6 protein-coding genes are annotated in these 3,878 nt (G+C 63.9%); 1 reads left to right on the forward strand and 5 read right to left on the reverse strand.

Annotated elements, in window-relative coordinates:
• Positions 1-553: 553 nt before the first annotated feature.
• The 5 genes from AC1VXC_RS20925 to AC1VXC_RS20945 all read right to left on the reverse strand — a co-directional run bounded on the left by AC1VXC_RS20925 (position 554) and on the right by AC1VXC_RS20945 (position 2,803).
• Positions 554-991, reverse strand: coding sequence for a hypothetical protein (locus AC1VXC_RS20925; RefSeq protein WP_313171302.1), 438 nt, complete (start codon positions 989-991; stop codon positions 554-556).
• Positions 992-1,097: 106 nt separating this feature from the next.
• Positions 1,098-1,523, reverse strand: coding sequence for a hypothetical protein (locus AC1VXC_RS20930; RefSeq protein ID WP_313171300.1), 426 nt, complete (start codon positions 1,521-1,523; stop codon positions 1,098-1,100).
• Positions 1,524-1,728: 205 nt separating this feature from the next.
• Complete coding sequence (locus AC1VXC_RS20935) at positions 1,729-1,935, reverse strand: hypothetical protein (protein WP_481539071.1); 207 nt, start codon at positions 1,933-1,935, stop codon at positions 1,729-1,731.
• A 1-nt stretch (position 1,936) separates the two neighbouring features.
• Positions 1,937-2,386, reverse strand: a complete 450-nt coding sequence (locus tag AC1VXC_RS20940; RefSeq protein WP_313171296.1) for a 3-dehydroquinate dehydratase — start codon at positions 2,384-2,386, stop codon at positions 1,937-1,939.
• A 3-nt stretch (positions 2,387-2,389) separates the two neighbouring features.
• Positions 2,390-2,803, reverse strand: a complete 414-nt coding sequence (locus AC1VXC_RS20945; protein ID WP_313171294.1) for a hypothetical protein — start codon at positions 2,801-2,803, stop codon at positions 2,390-2,392.
• Between the two features lie 194 nt (positions 2,804-2,997).
• Here AC1VXC_RS20945 and lepB point away from each other — a divergent pair, with 194 nt between their 5' ends.
• A complete protein-coding gene (gene lepB, locus AC1VXC_RS20950) occupies positions 2,998-3,618 on the forward strand; it encodes a signal peptidase I (protein ID WP_481539070.1) in 621 nt (206 codons plus the stop codon).
• Positions 3,619-3,878: the final 260 nt, after the last annotated feature.

Genomic DNA, 3,878 nt, shown 5'->3' on the forward strand with positions numbered 1-3,878 from the left:
CCCCGCGGCCCTTTGGTCGGGGGGGCTGGTCTTTGTTTATAATACACCGCTGTCGGCGGGGCGAACCCCGCGAAGCCAGCGGCGCCTGAAAAGCCGCAAAAGCCAACCCCTCCCCAACCCTCCCCTCCGCCTGCGGCGCAAGGGAGGGGGCAGAAGCGGTAGTGCCGAGCCATGCTCGGCAGGGGCTTTCCAGGCCATCTACCAGCCTTCTAGAAGCGGCGTAAGCCGCGAAGCCAACAGCGCTGAAAGGCCACAAAAGCCAACCCCTCCCCAACTCTCCCCTTTGCTACGCAAAAGGGAGGGAGCAGAAGCGGTAGAGCCGAGCCATGCTCGGCAGAGGCTTCACCGGCAATCCACCAGCCTCGTAGAAGCGGCGTAAGCCGCGAAGCCAGCGGCACCTGAAAGGCTGTAAGAGCCAACCCCCCCCAACCCTCCCCTCCGCCTGCGGCGCAAGGGAGGGGGCAGAAGCGGTAGTGCCGAGCCATGTTCGGCAGGGGCACTATCAGCAAGGCCGCTGCCGAGCATGGCTCGGCACTACGGAACCGCGCAGGCCTCACTCATCACCAAGCGAAGATTCCTCGCGCGGATCGGCCAGCAGGAAAGAATCATCGCCTGCAGCGGAAGTCACCCGCGCAGTGCCGCCATTGCGGAGTTCCCAGTGCCAGGTCTCATACCGGGTGGTAAGCGTGCCACGCACGTAGCAAGGTCCGTGCAGGAAGAAATCGTGTTCCTGGCGTGGAGTGATCAGCACGGCGCTGCGGAAAAACGCACGCACTTGTGGCGCTTCGGGTTTGAACTCCTGGCACAAGGGCGCATCGCGCTCATTGTCGACGCCATTGCCGGTCACCACGATGTTGGACAAGCTGCCCAGCGGCCCGGGGCGCGTCGCGCAGGCGCCCAGCAGCGCGGTGCTCATCACCAACAGGCAGGGGAGGGCGAGACGCGAGGTGGCTGTGGTCGGCGCGAAAATGTGGCTGATTCCGTTCGTCACGATGATGTGGTCCTTCGATGATCAATGCGTATGTGCGGAGCAGGTCTCTGCAGCGCTGTTCCGTCGCCAGCAAGAGCTTCGCCACCGCAATGCCTGCAAAGCACGCTTATGGCTGGGCGTCGGTGTGCAGTTGGTAACTTCCGGGCGCGCCAAGCGTCACGTTGAATACGCGCGGCTCCAGCGAATAGGCGTGGACCAGTTTGAGCTGCAGCGTGCCATCGTCCAGCACCACGGTTCCGCTCCGCGCTGGGCATGACCAGAAACTGTCGGAGGCTTCCGCCAACGGCACCTTGGCAACCGAAGCGAGTGGCTTCCCCGGTGCAGCTGCCGCCAGCCATTCGATCCAGACGCGGCAGGACACGTGCTCGAAGCCGACGTTCTCCAGACGCACCCGATAGACCCCTTGCTGTTGCCCAGACTGCCAATGGCCGGCAGTGACGATGGCCAGCGTGGCCGCTTCATCGGCCGCATCCGCCGCCGCAGTCGGGGCAAGGGCAAGTGAAAGCCACAGCAGCATGGAGAGACTATTCATGTTGGAGATCGTCCTTGGGAAGCGCATGCCGCATCAGGGGGCGTGTGTTGGTGCGTATGCCGATCATAGCGAATCAGCACGCCATGCCCGGCGCCGACGTCTGCAGGTAGTGCCGAGCCATGCTCGGCAAGGAGCATTCCAGGCAATCCACCAGCCTCGTGCAGGATCGGCATGAGTCGCGAAGCCGTTGGAGAGGAGCTATCAGCTACAACCGACTGATCATCTTCAACCGCACCTGCGCCGCAGCCACATCATGCCGCCGAGCTGCCATAGCGCACAGATGATCCAGCAGCAACTGCGGCTGCAACAGCATCGGATCGCCTTCTTCCAGCTGCACCGCCAGATGCCCCCACCAGAACGGCTGGCCATCCAGATAGACCTCATATCCAACGATGTAACGATGCGCCTCCATCTCAGGTGCCTACGTGCACGCGGTCGCCGACGTCGCTGCAGCACAGGTGTTCCAGCGCAAGCTCCATCGCCAGCACATAGCTCTGCGCGCAATAACCTTGGGCGATGCCGAGGCGCTGGCCGAGATGCTCGGGAAGGCAGGACTGCGGCGCGTCGCTGGCGTCGTCGTGTACCTCCACATAGGCGTTGCGCAGGCGAGGTAGCAGGCGCTGCAGGCGGGCGCTGTGCACGCAGGCGGCAGGGGCCAACAGGATCACGTCGCTCGGGTTGTGATCGGCTGCGCACAGCGCGTCCAGCAGCTCTTGTTCGGAGCGGCAGTTGCGCTGCGCAACGCTGATGCCGACATCGAGTGTGCGACGCACCAGTGCGCTCATGACCGGGCTGGGCAGCGGAGTACACGCCTGCAGCAAGGCGCCACTGGCGTCCGGCCCACGTACGATGAAGATGGCCATGGCTCAGGCACCTTGCACGTTGCTGAGCAGGCGCGTGGTGATCGCCAGTGAGAGGCGTCGCGCCTCGTCGGTACCGGTACTGCAGACCACCAATGCGGTCGCGGCATGATGCGGATGCAGGTGGGCTTCGAGCGTATCTGCATCGCTGCGGGCGATTTCGATGTACGGCGAGGGCAACGCATCCAGTGCGCTGCAGACGCTGCGGCCGTGCAGCGCCCATTGCGCCTCGTCGGTGGCGGTGTTCTCGATCAGCACCCAGCTTGGTGCCTGCTGTCGGGCATTATCCAGGCACCGGGCCAACGCAGGCAGTGAGCCGCAATGCAGGCATTGCAGCGGCTGACCAGCGAGCTGTGTGGGTAGAAGGGATGCATCAGGCACTGTTGGGTTGCGGGTATGCCGGATCAGTAAAACGCTCATGTAGCACCACGTTCAAGCGCCTTGCGGCGCGGTGGTGCCACGATGCGCCGCGGCGGCATCAAATCGCGAGGGCGGCTGGGCGCGACGGCGTAAAGTCTGCGTAGCAAAGTGTGCGGTCCCGGCGCTGTGACCCTGGGGAACTTCGGCCAGACTTGGTGGTCAACTCGTTTCGTCCCCGGAGTTGGTGATCAGCCATGAATGAGACTGCGTCCCTTGCATCGCCCCATCCCGTGTTGGCCTGGCTGCGACGTGAAGCCTTGCCCTTGGGCGTGATGTTGCTGCTGCTGTTTGCCGCCCGCGACAGCCTGGCCAATCACTACCAGGTACCCAGCGGCTCGATGCAGCCGACGCTGCAACCGGGTGATCGGGTGGTGGTGGATATGCGTGCGTACGGCCTGCGCGTTCCTTTCACGGATGTGCAGCTGTGGGCGGGACAGTCACCGCAGCGCGGTGACGTGGCGGTGTTCGATTCGCCAGCCGATGGCACGCGCCTGATCAAGCGCGTGGTTGCGGTGGCGGGAGACCGCGTGCAGCTGCACGACGGCTATCTGTCCATCAACGAGCAGCCGCTGCGTCAGGACGTGGCGCGGGAGTTGTTCGGCAACAAGCACGTGCAGCTGGATCTGGAGGATGGCGGTGGTCCGGATATCAACGGCATCACCATTCCGGCTGGAAAGCTGCTGGTGGTGGGGGATCATCGCGGCAACAGTTTTGATGGCCGCTTCTTCGGTCTGGTGGATGCCGATACGGTCTACGGCAAGGCGGTGGCGGTGTATTGGCGGCGCGGTGATGGGCCGGAGTGGCAGCGGTTGTAACTGGCGACAGCGAAGAAGAAACCGGCACGGAGACGTGCCGTTTTTTTTGCCTTCGCTTTTGTTTTTTTTGTGGGAGCGGCGTCAGCCGCGAAGCTGACATCAATCCAGCCCTTATCTGTTTGCCATCGCATCCATGCGGTTCGCCGGCACCAGTGGCTTGGCGGCGGGCCGCGCGGCCCCCCGCTGCCTGGGTTATTGGTTATTTCAATTTACGGGGCGTCACCGATGGTGGGAGAGGGTGGTGGGGGGGCCCGGGGGTT

The sequence above is a fragment of the Stenotrophomonas sp. STEN033 genome (genome assembly GCF_056856655.1).

Bases quoted from the DNA above. Each gene is read 5' to 3' on its own strand.
- AC1VXC_RS20945 (WP_313171294.1), bottom strand. From the start codon at position 2,803: ATGAGCGTTTTACTGATCCGGCATACCCGCAACCCAACAGTGCCTGAT.
- lepB (WP_481539070.1), top strand. From the start codon at position 2,998: ATGAATGAGACTGCGTCCCTTGCATCGCCCCATCCCGTGTTGGCCTGG.
- AC1VXC_RS20935 (WP_481539071.1), bottom strand. From the start codon at position 1,935: ATGGAGGCGCATCGTTACATCGTTGGATATGAGGTCTATCTGGATGGC.
- AC1VXC_RS20930 (WP_313171300.1), bottom strand. From the start codon at position 1,523: ATGAATAGTCTCTCCATGCTGCTGTGGCTTTCACTTGCCCTTGCCCCG.
- AC1VXC_RS20940 (WP_313171296.1), bottom strand. From the start codon at position 2,386: ATGGCCATCTTCATCGTACGTGGGCCGGACGCCAGTGGCGCCTTGCTG.